Origin of the sequence: Streptomyces sp. NPDC015131, assembly GCF_043079975.1 — a bacterium.
Classification (GTDB): domain Bacteria; phylum Actinomycetota; class Actinomycetes; order Streptomycetales; family Streptomycetaceae; genus Streptomyces.
In genome coordinates this window covers 303,670-323,333 of record NZ_JBIBVB010000003.1, presented here as the reverse complement: position 1 = coordinate 323,333, position 19,664 = coordinate 303,670, and the positions used below count along the sequence as shown (strand labels likewise).

The window sequence follows — 19,664 nt, the reverse complement described above, 5'->3', positions numbered from 1 at the left end:
CCCGCCCGCCCCTCACCGGGCGGGCGGGAGGCACCCCCGCGCCGTGATACGGTGGTGACACAACGACGCGGGGTGGAGCAGCTCGGTAGCTCGCTGGGCTCATAACCCAGAGGTCGCAGGTTCAAATCCTGTCCCCGCTACGAAAAGCAAAAGCCCGGATCCCTCAGGATCCGGGCTTTTGTCATGCCGTCGGGGGGCGGCGGAAGAAGGGGCGGGGCCGGTGTGAAGAACGGCCCTGACGGGGGCAGTTGAGGTGCAACGTGTTTGACTTGTCTCCCTGTGGGCATGTCGACAAAACGCTGAAGTGACCTCACTGGCTGCGGTATACCAGGTGTACGCGGGTAGCAGGTGGTGCGACGATGAAAATTATGGGGGACAGGGCAACTCTGTTGGAGACAGGGCGGTTTGTGCAGCGGCACGCCGATAGCGCCGCAGATGTGATGAGCGCTGCCATGGAGTCCACCGCCATGGACAGCGCCGGTACCGGTGACGCCGTCGAGATCGTGGAGATCGAGGAGCGTCACCGCCGCGCCGCCGAGAGCGGTGACACCGCCGCCATGAGCGTCCTCGGCGCGCTGCTGCTGCGCCGGGGCGACCTGGACGCCGCCGAGCCCTACCTCCGTGCCGCCACCGCGGAGGGCGACCGCGCCGCCGCCAACAACCTGGGCGTCCTGCTGCACCAGCGCGGATACACCGACGAGGCCGCCGGCTGGTGGCGGATCGCCGCCGTCGCCGGTTCGGCCGCCGCCGCCCACGCTTTGGGCCGCCACTACCGCGAGCGCGGCGACGAGCCGGCGGCCGAGTACTGGCTGCGCCAGTCCGCCGAGCAGGGCCACGCCCTCGGCGCGTACGCCCTCGCCGACCTGCTGGAGCACCGCAGCGACGTCGGCGCCGAGCGGTGGCTGCGCGCCGCCGCCGAGCAGGGGCACCGGGAGGCCGCGTACCGGCTGGCCCGCGCCCTGGAGCGCGCCGAGCGCGCCCGTACCCCTGCCGCCGAGGAGACCACCGTCCCCGGCCCGGCCAGCGGAACCCGCCACGCCATCGTCCCCGGCCCCTCCACCGGGACCCGCCACCCGGCCGGCACCACCGGCCCGGCGACCGGCGCCGCCCCCTCCGGCGAGACGGCCGAGCAGTGGTACCGGCAGGCCGCCGCCCGCGGCCACCGCCGCGCCGCACTGCACCTCGGGGCCATCCTCGAACGGCGCGGCGAGCTGAAGGAGGCCGGCCGCTGGTACCTGACGTCCGCCAAGGACGGCGAGTCCCGCGCCGCCTGCGCGCTGGGCTTCCTGCTCCGTGACGCGGGCGACGAGGACAGCGCCGCCGTGTGGTGGCTGCGCGCCGCGCAGGACGGCGACGGCAACGCCGCCAACGCGCTGGGCGCCCTGCACGCCGCCCGCGGCGAGCACCAGACGGCCGAGCGCTGGTACCGCGCGGCCACCGACGCGGGCGACGTCAACGGCGCGTACAACCTGGGCCTGCTGTTCGCCGCCCAGAACCGGATCGCCCAGGCCGAGCAGTGGTACCGCCGCGCCGCCTACGCGGGGCACCGCGAGGCCGCCAACGCGCTGGCGATCCTGCTCCTCCAGAGCGGCGACCCCAAGGGCGCCGAGCCGTGGTTCTCCAAGGCGGCCGAGGCGGGCAGCGTGGACGCCGCCTTCAACCTGGGCATCCTGCACGCGGGCCGGGACGACGACGCGACGGCGCTGAGCTGGTACGAGCGGGCGGCGGCGGCCGGGCACACCGAGGCGGCGCTCCAGGTGGGCATCGCCCGCCTCCGGGACGGCGACGAGCAGGAGGCCGAGCGCCATCTGCGGTGCGCGGCGGGCGGCGGCAGCGCCGAGGCCGCCTTCCGCCTCGCCACCGTGCTCGACGCCCGCCAGGCGCCGGCCGGGCCGCCGGCGCTCGGCGAGCCGCAGGCCCCCAAGAGCGAGTGCGAGGAGTGGTACGAGCGGGCCGCCGAGCAGGGGCACCGCCGGGCGCAGGTCCGGGTCGGCATGCTGGCCGCCGCCCGCGGGGACAGCGCCGAGGCGGCCCGCTGGTACCGCGAGGCCGCCGAGGCGGGCAGCCGCAACGGCGCCTTCAACCTGGGCCTGCTGCTCGCCCGGGACGGCAACGAGCGGGAGGCGTCGCTGTGGTGGACCCGCGCCGCGCGGGCGGGCCACGGCCGGGCCGCCCTCCGGCTGGCGCTGCTGGCCGCCCGCCGGGGCGAGCTGTCCGAGGGGCGCCGCTGGTGCGCGCGCGCCGTGGAGCTGGGCCCCGCCGAGGTCGCCGAGCGGGCCGCCCGGCTCAGCGAGGCGCTGCACCAGGAGCTCACCGCGTAACCGCGTAACCGCGTAACCGCTGAACCGTGTCACGGGGCCGGGGCCGGGGGCGCGCACGCGCGCGTGTCAGGTGGTTGCTGCAACGAATTTGCGCCCGTCGGAACCGTCCCGTAAGGTGGTGTTCACCGACGCGGGGTGGAGCAGCTCGGTAGCTCGCTGGGCTCATAACCCAGAGGTCGCAGGTTCAAATCCTGTCCCCGCTACTGAAACCGAAGGCCCGGATCCAGCAGGATCCGGGCCTTCGGCGTACCCATACCTTTTGCGTCACACACGACTGTGCCCCCGCCGCGATCGCGGCGGGGGCACAGTGACGTCGGGTGCCGGCTCAGGCGGAGGCGCAGGCGGGGCACACGCCCCGGTAGGTGACCTCGACGTCCGAGACGGTGAAGCCGAAGCGCTCGGCGGACGGCAGGTCCGCGAGCGGGTCGCCCGTCGGGTGCACGTCGCGGATGGCTCCGCACCGGGCGCACACCAGGTGGTGGTGCGGGCGGTGGGCGTTGGGGTCGTACCGCTTGGCGCGGCGGTCCGTGGAGACCTCCAGGACCTCGCCCAGCGTCACCAGCTCACCCAGCGTGTTGTAGACGGTCGCCCGGGAGATCTCGGGGAGCCGCTCCACGGCGCGCGCGTGCACCTCGTCGGCGGTCAGGTGTACGTGGTCCCCGTCGAGGACCTCGGCCACGACACGTCGCTGGGCGGTCATCCGCCAGCCGCGTCCACGCAGTCGTTCCAACAGGTCACTCATGAGAACCAGCCTAACAGCAGGGGACCCAAGTCCCGAATCGGTGTGACTCTGGAAGCAGGCTTGACTTAGACAATGTCCATTGTAGGATCGGCTACGGCAGAAGCCAAGGGACAGGACGTGCTGGACATGGCAGGACACACGCAGGAGGCGCACGTGACGCAGGGACCGCTCACCACGGAGGCCGGCGCGCCGGTCGCCGACAACCAGAACAGCGAGACCGCGGGTGCCGGTGGTCCCGTTCTGGTCCAGGACCAGCTGCTGATGGAGAAGCTCGCGCACTTCAACCGCGAGCGCATCCCGGAGCGAGTGGTCCACGCGCGCGGCGCCGGTGCGTACGGCACCTTCACGGTGACCGCGGACGTCACCCGGTACACCCGGGCGAACTTCCTCTCCGAGGTCGGCAAGCAGACGGAAACGTTCCTGCGCTTCTCGACCGTGGCGGGCAACCTCGGCGCGGCGGACGCCGTCCGCGACCCGCGCGGCTTCGCGCTGAAGTTCTACACCGAAGAGGGCAACTACGACCTCGTCGGCAACAACACCCCGGTGTTCTTCATCAAGGACGCCATCAAGTTCCCCGACTTCATCCACACCCAGAAGCGCGACCCGTACACCGGCTCCCAGGAGGCGGACAACGTCTGGGACTTCTGGGGCCTGTCGCCCGAGTCGACCCACCAGGTGACCTGGCTGTTCGGTGACCGCGGCATCCCGGCGAGCTACCGCCACATGGACGGCTTCGGTTCCCACACCTTCCAGTGGAACAACGAGGCCGGCGAGGTCTTCTGGGTCAAGTACCACTTCAAGACCGACCAGGGCATCAAGTGCCTCACCCAGGACGAGGCCAACCGGCTCGCCGGTGAGGACCCCGACTCCCACCAGCGCGACCTGCGCGAGGCCATCGAGCGCGGCGACTTCCCGACGTGGACCGTCGGCGTGCAGATCATGCCCGCCGCCGAGGCCGCGACGTACCGCTTCAACCCGTTCGACCTCACCAAGGTGTGGCCGCACGCGGACTACCCGGTCATCGAGATCGGCAAGCTGGAGCTGAACCGCAACCCGCAGAACGTCTTCGCGGAGGTCGAGCAGTCGATCTTCTCCCCGGCGCACTTCGTGCCGGGCATCGGCCCCTCGCCCGACAAGATGCTCCAGGGCCGTCTCTTCGCGTACGGCGACGCCCACCGCTACCGCGTCGGCATCAACGCCGACCACCTGCCGGTGAACCGCCCGCACGCCACCGAGGCGCGGACCAACAGCCGGGACGGCTTCCTCTACGACGGCCGCCACGCGGGCGCCAAGAACTACGAGCCCAACAGCTTCGGCGGCCCGAACCAGACCGGCCGCCCGCTGTGGCAGCCGGTCGCGGTCACCGGTCTGACCGGTGACCACGAGGCGCCCGTCCACGCCGAGGACAACGACTTCGTCCAGGCGGGGAACCTCTACCGCCTGATGACGGAGGAGGAGAAGGAGCGCCTGATCGCCAACCTGTCCGGCTTCATCGCCAAGGTCTCGCGCGACGACATCGCCGAGCGCGCGATCAACAACTTCCGCCAGGCGGACGAGGACTACGGCAAGCGGCTGGAGGCCGCGGTCCAGGCCCTGCGCGGCTGAACAGCACTGGATCGCTTGTCGTAAGAGGAAGGCCGGCTCCCGTCGCGGGGGCCGGCCTTCCGGCACGTCCGCTCCCCGGGCCGGCCTTCCGGCCTGTCCGCTCCCGGGGCCGGCCCGATCCGGACAGGAGGGCCTAGCCCGCCGCCAGGGTGGCCTCCCGCAGCCGCACCGGTGCCCAGCAGCGGATGATGTCGCGCACCGAGACGATGCCCACCGGCCCGTCGCCCTCCAGGACGATCAGATGCCGGAAGCCGCCGTGCGCCATGGCCTGGGCGGCCTCGGCCAGCGTCCAGTCGGGCGCGGCGAAGACGACGTCGGTGGTGGTGTGCGCGCCGGCCGTCTCCAGGTCCGGGTTCTGGCCGGACCCCACCGAGACGAGGATGTCCCGCTCGGTGAGGATGCCGACGCCGCTGGTGTCGTGGTCGAGGACGACGGCCGCGCCGACGCGGCGCGCCGCCATCAGCGCCGCCGCCTGGCGAAGCGTATGGGCCGGGCCGATGGTGAGGACGACGGTGCTCATGGCGTCACGAACGAGCATGGACGGACCACCTCCTTGGCGAACCCCTCCATGAGAAGGGATTCACAAGTGCACAAATGGGGGGACTGTCAGAGTGGCAGCCCGCCCGACCGGCGACAAGGGGTGTGCATCACCTGGCGCGCACGCGCCACTACGCGGGGTCAGCCCCGGTTCAGGTGCTCCAGCAGCTCGTCGTGCAGCACCCCGTTGGACGCCGCCGCGTTGCCGCCGTGCGGCCCGGGCGTCCCGTCGAGGGCGGTGTACGTGCCACCCGCCTCCTGGACCACGATCGCCGGTGCGGCCATGTCCCACAGCGACAGCTCCGGCTCGGCGCAGATGTCGACCGACCCCTCCGCCACCATCATGTACGGCCAGAAGTCGCCATAGGCGCGGGTCCGCCAGCACGCGCGCGTGAGGTCGAGGAAGCCGTCCAGCCGCCCCTGCTCCTCCCAGCCGCTCAGCGAGGAGTACGCGAACGAGGCGTCCGCCAGCCGCGACACCCGCGACACCTGGATCCGCGTCGCCGACGTCAGGCTGCGGCCCGTGTACGCGCCCGCCCCCTTCGCCGCCCACCAGCGGCGGCCCAGCGCGGGCGCCGACACCACGCCCACCACCGGCTGGAAGCCGCCCGGACCCGCCTCCATCAGCGCGATCAGGGTCGCCCACACCGGCACACCACGCACATAGTTCTTGGTGCCGTCGATCGGGTCGATCACCCAGCGGCGCGGACCGGTGCCCTCGACCCCGTACTCCTCGCCGAGGATCGCGTCACGCGGGCGTGCCCGCTGCAACTGGCCCCGGATCAGCTCCTCGGCGGATTTGTCCGCCTCGCTCACCGGCGTCATGTCCGGCTTCGTCTCGACCTTCAGGTCCAGGGCGCGGAACCGGTCCATGGTGGCGGCGTCGGCGGCGTCCGCGAGGACATGGGCAAGACGCAGATCATCGTGGTAGTCGGCCATGCGCCCGACTCTATCCCGGTCCGGCAAGGGGTCCTGCGGCGCCTCTTGACAGCCCCCGGCCCCCTGTCGACCCTGAGCGCGGAGCCGGAGCGACGGCCTGGGAGGCGACGATGCCCACCGCGCGGGACGCACTGCTGGACGCCGCCGCCACCGCGCTCGGGGAGCTGCCCTGGCCGGCGGTCCGGATGGTCGACGTGGCCTCGGCGGCGGGCGTCTCGCGGCAGACGCTCTACCACGAGTTCGGCGGCAAGGAGGGGCTCGCCCGCGCCCTGGCGCACCGGGAGGCGGACGCCTATCTGCGCGGCGTGGACCGGGTCCTGCGCGCCCCGGCGGACGCCCCCGCGCGCCTCGCCGCCCTCGCCGAGTGGACCGTCGCGCGGGCCGCCGCCCGCCCCCTGCTGCGCGCGCTGCTCACCGGCTGCTGGGACGACCGGCTGCCCGCCCCGCGCCGCGCCCCCTCCCGCACCCGGGCCCCGGCCGGCCCGGCGGCGGCGCGGCGCCGCGCCGGCACCGGGCCGCCGCCCGCCCCCGGGGACCTGCTGGCGGCGGTACGGGACCGGGTGCGCGCCGCGCTCGCGCGGAGCGGGGACGACCCCGGCCGGGAGGTGTGCGACTTGGCGGTGCGGCTGGTCCTCTCGTACGTCGTCGCCCCCGGCCCGTGCGGAGCGGGCGCGGCGCTGCGCGACGCCCTCGGGGCCCTGGCCGCCCTCAGTGCGACGAGCCCGACAGCTGGAGACCGATGACGCCCACGATCACCAGCGTGATCGAGATGATCTTCAGGACGGACACCAGGTCGCCGAGGAAGACCATCCCGTAGATCGCCGTCCCCGCCGCGCCGATCCCGGTCCACACCGCGTACGCCGGGCCGATGTCCAGCTTCCGCAGCGACAGGGTCAGCAGGCCGAAGCTGCCGAGCGCGAAGCACGCGAACGCGACCGTCGGCCACAGGCGCGTGAAACCGTGCGAGAGCTTGAGGCAGACCGCGAACCCGGTCTCCAGGAACCCGGCGACAATCACCAGCAGCCACGCCATCGTCAGTGCCTCCCGCGTCGGTGACCTCGGTGACCTCGGTGACGGCGCGGTGAGTGATGCCGGTGACCGCGGGATGTCACTCGGTGCGATTATGCACTTACCGGTCGGAAGCATCCGCGAACGAGCGCCACGCGTCGCCCCGGCCGCACCCCGCGTGCGCCCGGGGCGGGGGCCGCCTCAGTCGCCCTCGCGTCGCTCCCGGGTGGCCAGCAGCCGCCGCAGCGAGAACAACCGGGCCGGGTCGGCGTGCCCCTCGGCCACCCAGGCGTCCAGCCCGCAGTCCGGCTCGTCGTGGCTGCACGCGCGCGGACACGCCTCCGTACCCGGCTCCAGGTCCGGGAAGGCGTGGATGACCCGCGAGGGGTCCACATGGTGCAGCCCGAAGGACCGGACGCCCGGAGTGTCGATCACCCACCCCTCCGCGCGGTCCAGCGGCAGCGCCAGCGCCGAGGTGGTGGTGTGCCGGCCCCGGCCGGTCACCGCGTTGACGTCACCGGTGAGCCGCCGCCTCTCCTCCGGCACCAGCGCGTTGACCAGCGTCGTCTTGCCGACGCCCGAGTGGCCCACGAACGCGGTGGTGCGGCCCGCCAGGTGCTCGCGCACCCGGTCGGCGGCGGTGTGCCCGTCGTACAGCTCGTCCTTGGTCGTCACCACGTACGGGATGTCGAGCGCGCCGTACAGCTCCAGCAGCTTCTCCGGCGGGGCGAGGTCCGACTTGGTGAGCACCAGCAGCGGCTCCAGGCCGCCGTCGAAGGCCGCGACCAGGCAGCGGTCGATCAGCCGGGGGCGCGGCTCGGGGTCGGCGAGGGCGGTGACGATGGCGAGCTGGTCGGCGTTGGCGACGACCACCCGTTCGTACGGATCGTCGTCGTCGGCGGTGCGCCGCAGCACCGAACCGCGCTGCTCGATGCGGACGATCCGCGCCAGCGTGTCCTTCCGGCCGGACAGGTCGCCCACCAGGGACACCCGGTCGCCGACCACCGCCGCCTTGCGGCCCAGCTCGCGGGCCTTCATCGCCAGGACCACCCGCTCCTCCACCAGACAGGTCAGCCGGCCGCGGTCCACGGTCAGGACCATGCCCTCCGCGGCGTCCTCGTGCTTGGGGCGGATGTTGGTGCGCGGCCGGTTGCCCTTGCGGTTGGGCCGGGAGCGGATGTCGTCCTCGTCGGTGTGCTTGCCGTAGCGGCGCATGTCGTCAGGCCTCGAGCATTCCGGTCCACATCTGCGGGAAGCCCGGCAGGGTCTTGGCCGTGGTGGCGACGTTCTCGATCTCGACACCCGGTACGGCCAGGCCGATCACCGACCCGGCCGTCGCCATCCGGTGGTCGTCGTACGTGTGGAAGACGCCGCCGTGCAGCGGGCGGGGGCGGATGTGCAGCCCGTCCGCGGTCTCCGTGACGTCACCGCCCAGCTCGTTGATCTCCTTGGTGAGCGCCGCCAGCCGGTCCGTCTCGTGCAGCCGCAGGTGGGCCACACCGCGCAGCGTCGAGGGGGAGTCGGCGAGCGCGGCGACGGCCGCGATGCCGGGGGTCAGCTCGCCGACCTCGCCGAGGTCCACGTCGATGCCGTGGATCCGGCCCGTGCCGGTGAAGGTGAGGCCCTCCTCGGTCAGCCCGCAGGAGCCACCCATCTCGGTGAAGATCTCCCGCAGCGCGTCACCGGGCTGGGTGGTCCGCGCGGGCCAGTCCGGGACGGTGACCCGGCCGCCGGTGACCAGCGCCGCGGCCAGGAACGGCTGCGCGTTGGACAGGTCGGGCTCGATGGTCAGGTCGCGGCCCAGCAGCGCCGACGGGGAGACCCGCCACACGTTGGGCTCGCCGCCCGTCTCCGGCTCGTCGACCTGGGCGCCGACCGCCCGCAGCATGTCGACCGTCATCCGGATGTGCGGCATCGACGGCAGCCGGGCGCCGGTGTGCCGCACCTCCACGCCCTGGTTGAAGCGCGGCGCCGACAGCAGCAGGGCGCTGACGAACTGCGAGGACGACGAGGCGTCGATCTCGACCGGGCCGCCCTCCAGCGCCCCCGCCCCGTGCACCGTCATCGGCAGCGCGCCCCGCGCGTCGTCGTCGATCCGGGCGCCCAGCACGCGCAGGGCGTCGATCACCCCGTGCAGCGGCCGCTCGTAGGAGCGCGGGTCGCCGTCGAAGCGGACCGGTCCGGTGGCGAGCGCCGCGACCGGCGGCAGGAAGCGCATGACCGTGCCCGCGTTGCCCACGTCCACCGTGGCGGGGCCGTGGAGGCCCGCCGGGATGACCCGCCACCGCTCGCCGGTGCCGTCCGGGCCCACGCCCTCCTCGATGCCGACACCCAGGGTGCGCAGGGCCTCCGCCATCAGCAGGGTGTCGCGCGAGCGCAGCGGGTGGCGCAGCCAGCCGGGCTCCGAGGCGAGCGCGGCGAGCACCAGGGCCCGGTTGGTGACCGACTTGGACCCGGGCACGGTGACGGTCGCGTCCACGGCTCCCGTCGCGTACGGGGCCGGCCAGAGATCGAGCTGTGCGGGGGTTTCGGTCATGCCCCTCACTTTAATAGGGGCGGATGGTCACGGCCGATCACAGCCCGAGCAGCCAGCGCCCCCCGCCGATCAGCGAGCAGAGGGTGACGGCGTGGAAGAAGAACAGCCACAGTGCCGCCGGGACGTGCGTGAGCCGGGAGAGCTGGTCCGCGTCCGAGTCCGGCGCACCCCCGTGGCGGCGCTTCGCCTGGAGCTCGAACACCGGCCGTACCCCGCCGAGCAGCAGGAACCACACCGCGCTGTACGCGAACGCCGACTGCACGTCCGGCTCCGTCAGCCACGACACCAGCACGAACGCGGCGCCCGTCAGGATCACCGTGAGCGCCCCGTAGGCGTTGCGGATCATCACCAGCATCGCCAGCAGCAGCGCGGTGGCGATCCACAGCAGCAGGGTGACCCGGTGGGCGGCCAGCAGCCAGGCGCCGCCCAGGCCGAGCAGCGAGGGCGCGGTGTAGCCGGCGGCGGCGGTCAGGATCATGCCCAGTCCGGTGGGCCTGCCCCGGCTGACGGTGAGGCCGCTGGTGTCCGAGTGGAGCCGGATGCCGTCGAGGCGGCGGCCGGTGAGCAGGGCGACCAGCCCGTGGCCGCCCTCGTGGGCGATGGTCACCGCGTTGCGCGCGAGCCGCCACACCCGGTGCGGGACGGTCACCGCCAGTGCGGCGACGGCGGTGACGACGACGAGCCACAGGTCCGGGGCGGGCTGGGTACCGAGCAGATCGGTGCTGGCCATTTCTCGGACGGCTCCTCGTGGTGTCGGTGGCGCGTGGCAGGCTGGGCAAGTATGTGCGGACGATATGCGGCGAGCCGTAGGCCCGAGGATCTGACCGGACTCTTCCAGATCGAGAAGTGGGAGCCGGAGGAGACCCTGGCCCCCGACTGGAACGTGGCCCCCACCAAGGAGGTCCACGCGGTCCTCGAACGCCCTCTCAAGGACAAGGACGCGGATCCCGACCGTCCGGTTCGGCAGCTGCGCGTCCTCAAGTGGGGCCTGGTGCCGTCCTGGGCGAAGACGCCGGAGGGCGCCGCCCGGATGATCAACGCCCGCGCGGAGACCGTCCCCGACAAGCCCGCCTTCCGCCGCGCCTTCGCCCAGCGCCGCTGCATCCTGCCCGCCGACGGCTATTACGAGTGGGTGACCGGCGCCGCCGAGCGGCAGCTGGAGGAGCAGGGCAAGAAGAAGCGCGCCCGCAAGCAGCCGTACTTCGTCACCCCCGCCGACGGTTCCGTCTTCGCCATGGCCGGGCTGTACGAGTTCTGGCGCGACCCCACCCTGCCGCCCGAGCACCCGGGGGCCTGGTGGGCCACCTGCTCGGTGATCACCACGGAGGCCGACAAGGAGCCGCTGGGGGTCGCCCCCGAGGAGGGCCCGCACTCACTGGCCGACATCCACCCCCGGATGCCGCTGATGCTGACCCCCGACCGGTGGGACGCCTGGCTGGACCCCTCCCGCACCGACCCCGACGACCTCCGCTCCCTGCTGACCCCGCCGCCCGCGGGCCTGATGCGCGCCTACCCGGTGGCCACCTCCGTCAGCAACGTCCGCAACAACGGCCCCGAGCTGCTGGAGGAGATCGCCGCCCCCGAGGAGGGAACGCTCTTCTGACCCCCGCACAGGGCAGGATGGCCCGGTGACCACCACCGACACCGTCCCGACCGGCCTCGGGGACGCCCGCATCACCTGGTACGAGCCCGGGGGCGGCGCCGCCCGGCTCGTGCTGGCCCTCGGCCACGGCGCGGGCGGCGGCGTCGAGGCCCGCGACCTCCGCGCAATCGCCGCCGCCCTCCCCGCCACCGGGGTGACCGTGGCCCTCGTCGAGCAGCCCTGGCGGGTGGCCGGCAAGAAGCTGGCCCCCGCGCCCAAGCGGCTGGACGAGGGCTGGCGCGACCTGTGGCCCGCGCTCCGCGCCGCCGGCCCGCCGGTGGTGGCCGGCGGCCGCAGCGCCGGCGCCCGGGTGGCCTGCCGCACCGCGGCGGAGCTGGGCGCCCGCGCCGTGCTCGCGCTGTCGTTCCCGCTCCACCCGCCGGGCCGGCCGGAGAAGTCCCGGGCGGACGAGCTGCTCGGCGCCGGGGTGCCCACGCTGGTCGTCCAGGGCGGCAGCGACCCGTTCGGCGCCCCGGCCGAGTTCCCCCCGGGCGGCCACGAGCTGGTGGAGGTGCCCTTCGGCGACCACGGGTTCGCCGTGCCCGGACGGGCGCCGCTCACCCAGGAGGACGCGCTGAAGGTGATCACCGACGCGGTCGCCGCCTGGGCGGACACCCTCACCGGCTGACGCGGCCACCGCGCGCCCGCCCCGCGCCTCGCGCGCCCCGGCGGGAATGCCGGGCGGCCCGTCCGGTGTTGTAGGGGCGTCGGTGAGAAACAGAGCCAGGAGAGGGAGTCCGTCGCATGGGTTCGACCATCTGCCCGAGCCGGTCGCAGGCAGCCGCCGAGCAGGCCTGGACCGTGCTGCCCGCGGCCAGGACCGCGCCCGGCCTGACCAGCCGCACCCCGGGTGGAAAGAATCGGAAGGACCTGTCCCCGGAAGGTCGACTATTCTCCGATTCGAGCGGGTCCGCACTCGGTCTCGCCGCCGAAGCGCTGGAGGAGGTGGGTCCGGTCACTGGGACCGACACAGGGACCGACGACGGCCACGAGGAGACGACCGCCGAGCGCAACGCGCGCTTCGAGCGGGACGCGCTGGAGTTCCTCGACCAGATGTACTCGGCCGCCCTGCGCATGACGCGCAACCCCGCCGACGCCGAGGACCTGGTGCAGGAGACCTACGCCAAGGCGTACGGGTCCTTCCACCAGTTCCGCGAGGGCACCAACCTCAAGGCCTGGCTGTACCGGATCCTCACCAACACCTTCATCAACTCGTACCGCAAGAAGCAGCGCGAGCCCCAGCGCAGCGCGGCCGAGGAGATCGAGGACTGGCAGCTCGCCCGCGCCGAGTCCCACATGTCCACCGGCCTGCGGTCCGCCGAGTCCCAGGCGCTGGACCACCTGCCCGACTCCGATGTGAAGGAGGCCCTCCAGGCGATCCCGGAGGAGTTCCGCATCGCGGTCTACCTGGCGGATGTCGAGGGCTTTGCGTACAAGGAGATCGCGGACATCATGGGTACACCCATCGGTACGGTGATGTCCCGACTGCACCGTGGCCGTCGCCAGTTGCGCGGCATGCTCGAGGACTACGCCCGCGAACGCGGGCTCGTTCCCGCGGGCGCCGGAGAGTCGTCGAACAACGGGAAAGGCTCGGGCTCATGAGCTGCGGAGAGCCGCACGAGACGGATTGCTCGGAGGTCCTGGACCACCTCTACGAGTTCCTCGACCACGAGATGCCCGACAGCGACTGCACCAAGTTCGAGGTGCACTTCGAGGAGTGCTCCCCGTGCCTGGAGAAGTACGGGCTGGAGCAGGCCGTGAAGAAGCTGGTCAAGCGGTGCTGCGGACACGATGACGTCCCCTCCGACCTGCGGGCCAAGGTCATGGGCCGGATCGAGCTGATCCGGTCGGGCGAGGCCGTGCCGGACCACGACATCACCGCCGCCACCCAGGAGTGAACCCGCCGGGGCCCCGAGGCCCCGGCGGCCCCTTTCCACGCCCCCGCAGGCCCCCGGCGGGCCGCCCCCGCGGCTGCCCCGGGCCGGTGCCTGCGGATCATCCCGTACCGCGCACGCGTACGACGGATCTGCCGGGGAAGGCGCGGTCCACGCGGACGGGGCGCCCTCGCGCTCCGGACCGGGCGAGCCCGGACGGCGGGCGGCTCCCTCACCCGAACGGGGCGGGGCCGCGCGCCATCGTCCTCGCCCCGGGCCGCGTCGCCGGGTCGGCCCCTGGGTAACCCATGGGTAATGAGCGGGCGTGCGACCCGGCATGGTTGGATGCGAACAAGAGGGTGTCCGGGGGCAGAGACCTTCAGCGACCGGCAGACCGGCAGGCGGGAAACGTGAGGATCTTCGGGAAGGTACGGCATCGGCCCTCCGCCTCGTGGCGGCAGGCCACCGACCGCGCGTTCACGCTGATCGGGGACGGGCGGTACGAGGACGCGGGCGCGCTGCTGACCCGTGCGGCGGACCTGGAGCCCTGGCTCTCCGAGTCCTGGTTCAACCTGGCCCTGCTGCACAAGTTCCGGCACGACTGGGAGCAGGCGCGCACCGCGGGCCTGCGGGCGGTCGCGCTGCTCGACAAGGAGACCGGGGCCCCCGACTGGTGGAACGTCGGGATCGCCGCCACCGCGCTCCAGGACTGGCCGCTGGCCCGCCGCGCCTGGCAGGCGTACGGGCTGAAGGTGCCCGGGGCGGCCGCCGCGGGCGGTGAGCCGACCGGGATGGAGCTGGGCAGCGCCGCCGTACGGCTGTCGCCGGAGGGCGAGGCCGAGGTGGTGTGGGGCCGCCGGCTGGACCCCGCGCGGATCGAGGTGCTGTCCATCCCGCTGCCGTCCTCGGGGCGGCGCTGGGGCGAGGTCGTGCTGCACGACGGGGTGCCCAACGGCGAGCGGACGACCTCGGCGGGGCACAGCTTCCCGGTGTTCGACGAGATCGAGCTGTGGGCGCCGTCGCCGGTGCCGACCTGGGTGGTGCTGCTGGAGGCGGCCACCGAGGACGACCGGGACGCGCTGGAACGGCTGGCGGCCGAGGCGGGCTTCGCGGCGGAGGACTGGTCGTCGTCGGTGCGGCTGCTGTGCCGGGCTTGCTCGGAGTCGCGGATGCCCAGCGCCGAGGGCGAGGGCGAGCACCTGGACCCGCACGACCACAGCGAGCCGGGCCACCCCGGGCCGCTGGGGCACCGGTCGCCCGGCGAGCTGTGGGTGCCGGAGCGGGAGTGCGGCATCGCCGCGCCCGCCGGGCTGGTGCGGGGCCTGCTGGACGGCTGGGTGGCGGACAGCCCGGACAGCCGTGAGTGGCGGGATCTCGAGGAAGTCTGCTGAGCCTGGCCGTAGGCTGTACGGGCACAACGCGCGCGTGCGGAACGGCACGGGGCGGCATCAGGTACCAGGGAAAGGCGCAGAGGCGGACATGGCGCAGCAGGAGACGGCTCAGCAGGTCGACGACGAGGGTTTCGTCGTCGACACGGAGGACTGCGAGGAGCGCGAGCGCGCGTACCGCGAGCGCGGCACCTCGCGCCCCATCACGGTGGTCGGCAACCCGGTGCTGCACAAGGAGTGCAAGGACGTCACCGAGTTCGACGGTGAACTGGCCCGGCTGATCGACGACATGTTCGCCAGCCAGCGCACCGCCGAGGGCGTCGGCCTGGCCGCCAACCAGATCGGTGTCGACCTGAAGGTCTTCGTCTACGACTGCCCGGACGACGAGGGCGTGCGGCACACCGGCGTCGTGTGCAACCCGGTGCTGGAAGACCTGCCGGCCGACCGGCGGGTGCTCGACGACTCCAACGAGGGCTGCCTGTCCGTCCCGACGGCGTACGCCTCGCTGGCCCGGCCCGACTACGCGGTGGTGCGCGGCCAGGACGCGCAGGGCAACCCCATCAAGGTGCGTGGCACCGGGTACTTCGCCCGCTGCCTCCAGCACGAGACGGACCACCTGTACGGGTACCTCTACATCGACCGGCTCTCCAAGCGGGAGCGCAAGGACGCGCTGAAGCAGATGGCCGAGGGCACCCCGCGCTACCCGGTCGTGCCCAACGACTGAGCGCCCGGCCCGCCGAAGGCCCCGTTCCGGTGACCGGGACGGGGCCTTCGCGTGGCCGCCATTGGGCGGACGAATGACGTTCCCCGCCGCCCTGTTGACGCGCGTCGACGGATCCGGCCAGGCTCGGGGGCAGTCGCCCACCGGATGGAGGCCCGATGTCGGGACGGATCGCACGACTCCTGCTCTCGCTTGTCATGCTCACGTCTACCGCCGTGGTGGGGGTGGTCGCCACCGCCGGCACCGCCCACGCCGACGGCTGCCACACCTGGTCGCGCACCCTCTCCCAGGGCGCGTCCGGCGCCGACGTCACCCAGCTCCAGATCCGGGTCGCCGGCTACCCCGGAACCGGCGGCGTCCTCGCCGTGGACGGGCAGTACGGCCCCGCCACCACCGCGGCGGTCAAGCGCTTCCAGGCCGCGTACGGGCTCCCCGCCGACGGCGTGGCCGGGCCGGCGACCTTCGCCAGGATCTACGCCCTCCAGGACGACGACTGCACACCCGTCCACTTCTCCTACGCCGAACTCAACGACTGCAACACCACCTGGGCCGGCGGGGCCGTCAGCGCCGCCGCCGCCAAGTCCAACGCCCTGCGCACCATGTGGAAGCTGGAGGCCCTGCGCCACGCGCTCGGCGACCGGCCCATCACCGTCACCAGCGGCTTCCGCTCCCACGCCTGCAACGACGCGGTCGGCGGGGCGTCCGGCAGCCGCCATCTGTACGGGGACGCCGCCGACCTGGGCGCCGGGCCGCACTCGCTGTGCCGCCTCGCCCAGCAGGCCCGCGACCACGGCTTCAACGGCATCCTCGGCCCGGGCTACCCCGGACACGGCGACCACACCCACCTCGACCACCGGGCGAGCCGCTTCTGGTCCGCGTCCGGCTGCGGCATCTGAGACGCCGGGGGCCCCGCACCCCCCCCGGGAAGGGGAGGTACGGGGCCCACGGCACACCAACCGTCACACGGGACGGCTCAGAACTCCTCGTCGAAGTCGACCGAGCCCTCCACGGCCACCTGGTAGGCGGACGGACGGCGCTCGAAGAAGTTCGTCAGCTCCTGGACGCCCTGCAGCTCCATGAACGAGAACGGGTTCTCCGAGCCGTACACCGGCGCGAAGCCCAGGCGGGTCAGGCGCTGGTCCGCGACGCACTCCAGGTACTGGCGCATCGACTCGGTGTTCATGCCCGGCAGGCCGTCACCGCACAGGTCGCGGCCGAACTGCAGCTCCGCCTCGACGGCCTCCTTCAGCATGTCGGTGACCTGCTGCTGGAGCGCGTCGTCGAACAGCTCCGGCTCCTCCTTGCGGACGGTGTCCACGACCTCGAACGCGAAGTTCATGTGCATCGTCTCGTCGCGGAACACCCAGTTGGTGCCGGTCGCCAGGCCGTGCAGCAGGCCCCGGGACCGGAACCAGTACACATAGGCGAACGCCCCGTAGAAGAACAGGCCCTCGATGCACGCGGCGAAGCAGATCAGGTTCAGCAGGAAGCGGCGGCGGTCGGCCTTCGTCTCCAGCCGGTCGATCTTCTCGACCGAGTCCATCCAGCGGAAGCAGAACTGCGCCTTCTCACGGATGGAGGGGATGTTCTCCACCGCCGCGAAGGCCGCAGCGCGGTCCTCCGGGTCGGGCAGGTAGGTGTCCAGCAGCGTCAGATAGAACTGGACGTGCACGGCCTCCTCGAACAGCTGCCGGCTCAGGTAGAGCCGCGCCTCGGGGGAGTTGATGTGCTTGTACAGCGTCAGCACCAGGTTGTTCGCCACGATCGAGTCGCCGGTGGCGAAGAACGCCACCAGACGGCCGATCAGGTGCTGCTCGCCCGGCGTCAGCTTGGCCAGGTCCGCGACGTCCGAGTGGAGGTCGACCTCCTCCACCGTCCAGGTGTTCTTGATGGCGTCCCGGTAGCGCTCGTAGAAGTCCGGGTAGCGCATCGGGCGCAGGGTCAGCTCGAAGCCCGGGTCGAGCAGGTTCTTCTCGGTGGAGCTCATTACTGGCATGCCTCGCAGGACTCGGGGTTTTCCAGGGAGCAGGCGACCGCGTCCTCCGTGGTCACCTGCGCGGGTACGGGGGCGGTCGCCCGGGCGGCGGCACGGGCGATCCGGGTCGCCGGGCGCGACCGCAGGTAGTACGTCGTCTTCAGACCCTGCTTCCAGGCGTACGCGTACATCGACGACAGCTTGCCGATGGTGGGCGTCTCCAGGAACAGGTTCAGCGACTGCGACTGGTCCAGGAACGGCGTCCGGGCGGCGGCCATGTCGATCAGGCCGCGCTGCGGGATCTCCCACGCCGTGCGGTACAGCTCGCGCACCTCGGCCGGGATCCAGGTGAAGCCCTGCACCGAGCCGCTGTTCTCGCGCAGCGCCTCACGGGTCTGGGCGTCCCACACGCCGAGCCGCTTCAGCTCGTCCACCAGGTAGGAGTTGACCTGGAGGAACTCGCCCGACAGCGTCTCGCGCTTGAAGAGGTTGGACACCTGCGGCTCGATGCACTCGTACACGCCCGCGATCGAGGCGATCGTCGCGGTCGGGGCGATCGCCAGCAGCAGCGAGTTGCGCATGCCCACGGAGGCGATCCGGGCGCGCAGCGCGTCCCAGCGCTCCGGCCAGGTCAGCTCCACGTCGTAGTGGTCGGGGTGCAGCACCCCGCGGGCCGCCCGGGTCTTCTCCCACGCGGGCAGCGGACCGTGCCGCTCGGCGAGGTCGGCGGACGCCTCGTACGCCGCGAGCATGATCCGCTCGGCGATCCGCGTCGACAGCGCACGCGCCTCGGGGGAGTCGAACGGCAGCTTCAGCTGGAAGAAGACGTCCTGGAGGCCCATCGCGCCCAGGCCCACCGGCCGCCAGTTGGAGTTGGAGCGCCCGGCCTGCTCGGTCGGGTAGAAGTTGATGTCGACGACCCGGTCCAGGAACGTGACGGCCGTACGGACCGTGGCGTCCAGCCGCTCCCAGTCGATCGAATCGCCGGCCACGAACGCGCCCAGGTTCACCGACCCCAGGTTGCAGACGGCCGTCTCCCCGTCGTCCGTGACCTCCAGGATCTCGGTGCACAGGTTCGAGGAGTGGACCGTGTGGCCCTTCTCGGCGGTCTGGTTGGCCGTGCGGTTGGAGGCGTCCTTGAAGGTCATCCAGCCGTTGCCGGTCTGCGCCAGGGTGCGCATCATCCGGCCGTACAGCTCACGCGCCGGCATCGTCTTGCGGGCCAGGCCCCTGGCCTCGGCGGCCCGGTAGGCGGCGTCGAACTCCTCGCCCCACAGGTCCACCAGCTCCGGCACGTCGGACGGCGAGAACAGCGACCACGTGGCGTCGGCGTTCACCCGGCGCATGAACTCGTCCGGGATCCAGTGCGCCAGGTTGAGGTTGTGCGTACGCCGCGCGTCCTCACCGGTGTTGTCGCGCAGCTCCAGGAACTCCTCGATGTCGGCGTGCCACGTCTCCAGGTAGACGGCCGCGGCGCCCTTGCGCCGGCCGCCCTGGTTCACGGCCGCGACGGAGGCGTCCAGCGTCTTGAGGAACGGCACGATGCCGTTGGAGTGCCCGTTGGTGCCCCGGATCAGCGAACCGCGCGCCCGGATGCGGGAGTACGACAGGCCGATGCCGCCCGCGTGCTTCGACAGCCGCGCCACCTGGTGGTAGCGGTCGTAGATGGAGTCCAGCTCGTCCAGCGGGGAGTCCAGCAGGTAGCACGACGACATCTGCGGGTGCCGGGTGCCGGAGTTGAACAGGGTGGGGGAGGAGGGCAGGTAGTCCAGCCGGCTCATCAGCCGGTACAGCGCCTCGACCTCGTCCAGCGCCCGCACCGAGTCGTCCTCGGCCAGACCTGCGGCCACGCGCAGCATGAAGTGCTGGGGGGTCTCGATCACCTTGCGGGTGATGGGGTGGCGCAGCAGGTAGCGCGAGTAGAGCGTCCGCAGGCCGAAGTAACCGAACCGGTCGTCCCCGTCGAGGTCGATGGTGGCGTCCATGCGGTCCGCGTGCAGCTCGACGAATGCGGCTGTGCGGTCCGCGATCAGGCCCTCGCGGTGCCCCACGGCCACCGACGCCGAGAACGACACCGAGCCCTGGCTCGCCGCCTCTTCGGCGATGGTCCGGGTCAGCAGCCGCGCCGCGAGCCGGGAGTAGGCGGGGTCCTCCGAGATGAGACCCGCGGCCGCCTCGGTGGCGAGCTCGCGCAGCTCGGCCTCGTCCGAACCGGCGTGCCGGCCGCGCAGCGCGGCGGCGGCGACCCGGCCGGGGTCGGTGTCGGGAAGATCGGCCGTGAGGTCGGTCAGGGTCCGCAGCAGTGCGGTCCCGGGGCCGTCGCTCTCGATCGCTGAAACCGGATCGGCTGGCGCGATGGTCACGTGGAGGCTCTCC

Annotated in this window: 19 protein-coding genes and 2 tRNA genes; 12 read left to right on the top strand and 9 right to left on the bottom strand. The window is 72.7% G+C overall.

Translation table 11 applies throughout. From position 1 onward, the window contains the following. Positions 1-66: 66 nt before the first annotated feature. The 3 genes from ACF08D_RS12845 to ACF08D_RS12835 all read left to right on the top strand — a co-directional run bounded on the left by ACF08D_RS12845 (position 67) and on the right by ACF08D_RS12835 (position 2,524). Positions 67-140: transfer RNA gene (locus ACF08D_RS12845), tRNA-Met, on the top strand. Positions 141-359: 219 nt separating this feature from the next. Continuing rightward, positions 360-2,321 (top strand): tetratricopeptide repeat protein, encoded by a 1,962-nt coding sequence (locus ACF08D_RS12840; RefSeq protein ID WP_392222632.1) that lies wholly within the window; start codon positions 360-362, stop codon positions 2,319-2,321. 129 nt (positions 2,322-2,450) lie between these two features. Beyond that, positions 2,451-2,524: transfer RNA gene (locus tag ACF08D_RS12835), tRNA-Met, on the top strand. 122 nt (positions 2,525-2,646) lie between these two features. On the opposite strand, the gene ACF08D_RS12830 is transcribed toward ACF08D_RS12835, so the two are convergent. After that, positions 2,647-3,063, bottom strand: coding sequence for a Fur family transcriptional regulator (locus ACF08D_RS12830; RefSeq protein ID WP_392222631.1), 417 nt, complete (start codon positions 3,061-3,063; stop codon positions 2,647-2,649). Positions 3,064-3,216: 153 nt separating this feature from the next. On the opposite strand from ACF08D_RS12830, the gene ACF08D_RS12825 reads away from it, so the two are divergent. Beyond that, positions 3,217-4,668, top strand: coding sequence for a catalase (locus tag ACF08D_RS12825; RefSeq protein WP_392222630.1), 1,452 nt, complete (start codon positions 3,217-3,219; stop codon positions 4,666-4,668). Between the two features lie 133 nt (positions 4,669-4,801). Here the strand turns inward: ACF08D_RS12825 and ACF08D_RS12820 are convergent, their stop codons facing one another. Beyond that, complete coding sequence (locus ACF08D_RS12820) at positions 4,802-5,206, bottom strand: cyclic nucleotide-binding/CBS domain-containing protein (protein WP_392222629.1); 405 nt, start codon at positions 5,204-5,206, stop codon at positions 4,802-4,804. 140 nt (positions 5,207-5,346) lie between these two features. Then, positions 5,347-6,144, bottom strand: coding sequence for a histidinol-phosphatase (hisN, locus tag ACF08D_RS12815; RefSeq protein WP_392222628.1), 798 nt, complete (start codon positions 6,142-6,144; stop codon positions 5,347-5,349). 110 nt (positions 6,145-6,254) lie between these two features. Between hisN and ACF08D_RS12810 the strand changes: the two genes are divergently transcribed. Beyond that, entirely contained in the window at positions 6,255-6,887 is a 633-nt protein-coding gene (locus tag ACF08D_RS12810; RefSeq protein WP_392222627.1) for a TetR/AcrR family transcriptional regulator, read from the top strand. Here the strand turns inward: ACF08D_RS12810 and ACF08D_RS12805 are convergent. From ACF08D_RS12805 to ACF08D_RS12790, 4 genes are all read right to left on the bottom strand, one after another. Then, a complete protein-coding gene (locus ACF08D_RS12805) occupies positions 6,853-7,176 on the bottom strand; it encodes a DMT family transporter (RefSeq protein ID WP_392222626.1) in 324 nt (107 codons plus the stop codon). The two genes, ACF08D_RS12810 and ACF08D_RS12805, sit on opposite strands and share 35 nt — an antisense overlap. Positions 7,177-7,353: 177 nt before the next feature. Beyond that, a complete protein-coding gene (rsgA, locus tag ACF08D_RS12800) occupies positions 7,354-8,367 on the bottom strand; it encodes a ribosome small subunit-dependent GTPase A (protein WP_392222625.1) in 1,014 nt (337 codons plus the stop codon). A gap of 4 nt (positions 8,368-8,371) precedes the next feature. After that, positions 8,372-9,688, bottom strand: coding sequence for a 3-phosphoshikimate 1-carboxyvinyltransferase (gene aroA, locus ACF08D_RS12795; protein ID WP_392222624.1), 1,317 nt, complete (start codon positions 9,686-9,688; stop codon positions 8,372-8,374). 37 nt (positions 9,689-9,725) lie between these two features. Next, complete coding sequence (locus ACF08D_RS12790) at positions 9,726-10,418, bottom strand: M50 family metallopeptidase (RefSeq protein ID WP_392222623.1); 693 nt, start codon at positions 10,416-10,418, stop codon at positions 9,726-9,728. Positions 10,419-10,469: 51 nt separating this feature from the next. On the opposite strand from ACF08D_RS12790, the gene ACF08D_RS12785 reads away from it, so the two are divergent. From ACF08D_RS12785 to ACF08D_RS12755, 7 genes are all read left to right on the top strand, one after another. Continuing rightward, entirely contained in the window at positions 10,470-11,291 is an 822-nt protein-coding gene (locus ACF08D_RS12785) for an SOS response-associated peptidase (RefSeq protein WP_392222622.1), read from the top strand. Positions 11,292-11,316: 25 nt separating this feature from the next. Next, positions 11,317-11,958, top strand: coding sequence for an alpha/beta family hydrolase (locus ACF08D_RS12780; RefSeq protein WP_392222621.1), 642 nt, complete (start codon positions 11,317-11,319; stop codon positions 11,956-11,958). A gap of 317 nt (positions 11,959-12,275) precedes the next feature. Beyond that, positions 12,276-12,932: a sigma-70 family RNA polymerase sigma factor gene (locus ACF08D_RS12775; protein WP_392223180.1), complete on the top strand. Its 657-nt coding sequence runs from the start codon at positions 12,276-12,278 to the stop codon at positions 12,930-12,932. Then, positions 12,929-13,228 (top strand): mycothiol system anti-sigma-R factor, encoded by a 300-nt coding sequence (gene rsrA, locus ACF08D_RS12770; RefSeq protein ID WP_392222620.1) that lies wholly within the window; start codon positions 12,929-12,931, stop codon positions 13,226-13,228. Before ACF08D_RS12775 ends, rsrA begins: the two co-directional genes overlap by 4 nt. Positions 13,229-13,614: 386 nt before the next feature. Then, entirely contained in the window at positions 13,615-14,595 is a 981-nt protein-coding gene (locus tag ACF08D_RS12765) for a tetratricopeptide repeat protein (RefSeq protein WP_392222619.1), read from the top strand. An 88-nt stretch (positions 14,596-14,683) separates the two neighbouring features. Next, positions 14,684-15,316: a peptide deformylase gene (gene def, locus ACF08D_RS12760; RefSeq protein ID WP_392222618.1), complete on the top strand. Its 633-nt coding sequence runs from the start codon at positions 14,684-14,686 to the stop codon at positions 15,314-15,316. A gap of 155 nt (positions 15,317-15,471) precedes the next feature. Next, positions 15,472-16,209 (top strand): D-Ala-D-Ala carboxypeptidase family metallohydrolase, encoded by a 738-nt coding sequence (locus ACF08D_RS12755; protein ID WP_392222617.1) that lies wholly within the window; start codon positions 15,472-15,474, stop codon positions 16,207-16,209. Positions 16,210-16,286: 77 nt separating this feature from the next. Here the strand turns inward: ACF08D_RS12755 and ACF08D_RS12750 are convergent, their stop codons facing one another. Together ACF08D_RS12750 and ACF08D_RS12745 are read right to left on the bottom strand one after the other, a co-directional pair. Continuing rightward, positions 16,287-17,309, bottom strand: a complete 1,023-nt coding sequence (locus ACF08D_RS12750; RefSeq protein ID WP_392222616.1) for a ribonucleotide-diphosphate reductase subunit beta — start codon at positions 17,307-17,309, stop codon at positions 16,287-16,289. Beyond that, complete coding sequence (locus ACF08D_RS12745) at positions 17,300-19,651, bottom strand: ribonucleoside-diphosphate reductase subunit alpha (protein ID WP_392222615.1); 2,352 nt, start codon at positions 19,649-19,651, stop codon at positions 17,300-17,302. The genes ACF08D_RS12750 and ACF08D_RS12745 overlap by 10 nt, the downstream gene beginning before the upstream one ends. Between the last annotated feature and the right edge of the window lie 13 nt (positions 19,652-19,664).